This window comes from Cupriavidus sp. 05L411 (genome assembly GCF_056398045.1).
Genome location: NZ_JBFTOQ010000126.1, coordinates 1 through 1853 on the forward strand (window position 1 = coordinate 1; position 1853 = coordinate 1853).

General features: G+C 57.3%; 3 tRNA genes and 1 pseudogene. All 4 read left to right on the forward strand.

Features of this window, described 5'->3' with window-relative positions:
- The first annotated feature begins 416 nt into the window (after positions 1-416).
- Positions 417-502: transfer RNA gene (locus tag AC1DQR_RS40215), tRNA-Tyr, on the forward strand.
- A gap of 63 nt (positions 503-565) precedes the next feature.
- Positions 566-639, forward strand: a tRNA-Gly gene (locus tag AC1DQR_RS40220).
- Positions 640-685: 46 nt separating this feature from the next.
- Positions 686-760 (forward strand) — tRNA-Thr (locus AC1DQR_RS40225).
- Positions 761-803: 43 nt separating this feature from the next.
- Positions 804-1853: pseudogene (locus tag AC1DQR_RS40230) on the forward strand (elongation factor Tu); the annotation flags it as partial.

The window sequence follows — 1853 nt, forward strand, 5'->3', positions numbered from 1 at the left end:
TCCCATCCCGAACAGGACCGTGAAACGACTCCACGCCGATGATAGTGCGGATACCCGTGTGAAAGTAGGTAATCGCCAGGCTCTCCCTTGAAACCCCCCAGTACGAAAGTACTGGGGGGTTTTGCTTTTGTGCGATCAAAAGCGCGATCAGGCTCTAGCAGCGTCCAGGCCCGTAAGCCTGGCGGGAACGCGAGAGTCAAAGCAAGTCCCGAGAGGCCGCCAGAAGCCGTTTTAGAGCCTCTGGCTAGCCCCTATAGGGTGAAGGTGTTCTTTATTGAATGCCGACGATGATGGTGCGATCGGGCAGCCTAGCTGGTGCCAGGTCAACGCTCCAAGGCCTGTCCTTCCCTACTTTGCATAGTACGGAAAGTGCTTGACAGCCAAGGAAAGTTACACCATAATCAGAAGTTCACTGCGGAGAGGTGCCCGAGTGGCTAAAGGGGGCAGACTGTAAATCTGTTGGCTTACGCCTACGTTGGTTCGAATCCAACCCTCTCCACCAAGAATTGCAAAGCAGTAGTGAGTACCCGGCAGGTGTCGGTGAAGCAGAAAGCGTGGTAACCCGGCGGGTGTAGCTCAATGGTAGAGCAGAAGCCTTCCAAGCTTACGACGAGGGTTCGATTCCCTTCACCCGCTCCAAATTGCCCGGGTTCTTGCAGTTCTAAAAAAGCAGCATTCAAGTTTCGCCCATGTGGCTCAGTGGTAGAGCACTCCCTTGGTAAGGGAGAGGTCGGCAGTTCGATCCTGCCCATGGGCACCAAATACCGCACTAGCAATATCGCTACCGACACAGGAGTCGCGAAATGGCAAAGGAAAAGTTCTCGCGGACTAAACCGCACGTGAACGTTGGTACGATCGGTCACGTTGACCATGGTAAGACCACCCTGACGGCAGCAATTGCTACGGTGCTGGCAGCCAAGTTTGGCGGTTCGGCCAAGAAGTACGACGAAATCGACGCAGCGCCGGAAGAAAAGGCACGCGGTATTACCATCAACACCGCACACGTCGAGTACGAAACGGCTAACCGCCACTACGCACACGTTGACTGCCTTACATCATCGTGTTCCTGAACAAGTGCGACATGGTCGACGACGCCGAGCTGCTCGAGCTGGTCGAAATGGAAGTGCGCGAGCTCTTGTCCAAGTACGAATTCCCCGGCGACGACACCCCGATCATCAAGGGTTCGGCCAAGCTGGCACTGGAAGGCGACAAGGGCGAACTGGGCGAGCAAGCCATTCTGGCCCTGGCCGAGCAGCTGGACAGCTACATCCCGACGCCGGAACGTGCCATCGACGGTACCTTCCTGATGCCGGTGGAAGACGTGTTCTCGATCTCGGGCCGTGGCACGGTTGTGACCGGTCGTATCGAGCGCGGCATCATCAAGGTTGGTGAAGAAATCGAAATCGTTGGTATCAAGCCGACGGTCAAGACCATCTGCACCGGCGTGGAAATGTTCCGCAAGCTGCTGGACCAAGGTCAAGCAGGCGACAACGTGGGTCTGCTGCTGCGCGGCACSAAGCGCGAAGACGTCGAGCGCGGCCAAGTGCTGTGCAAGCCGGGTTCGATCAAGCCGCACACGCACTTCACCGGCGAGGTCTACATCTTGTCGAAGGACGAAGGCGGCCGCCACACCCCGTTCTTCAACAACTACCGCCCGCAGTTCTACTTCCGTACGACCGACGTGACTGGCTCGATCGAGCTGCCGAAGGACAAGGAAATGGTTATGCCGGGTGACAACGTGTCGATCACGGTCAAGCTGATTGCCCCGATCGCCATGGAAGAAGGCCTGCGTTTCGCCATCCGTGAAGGCGGTCGTACCGTCGGCGCCGGCGTCGTGGCAAAGATCCTCGACT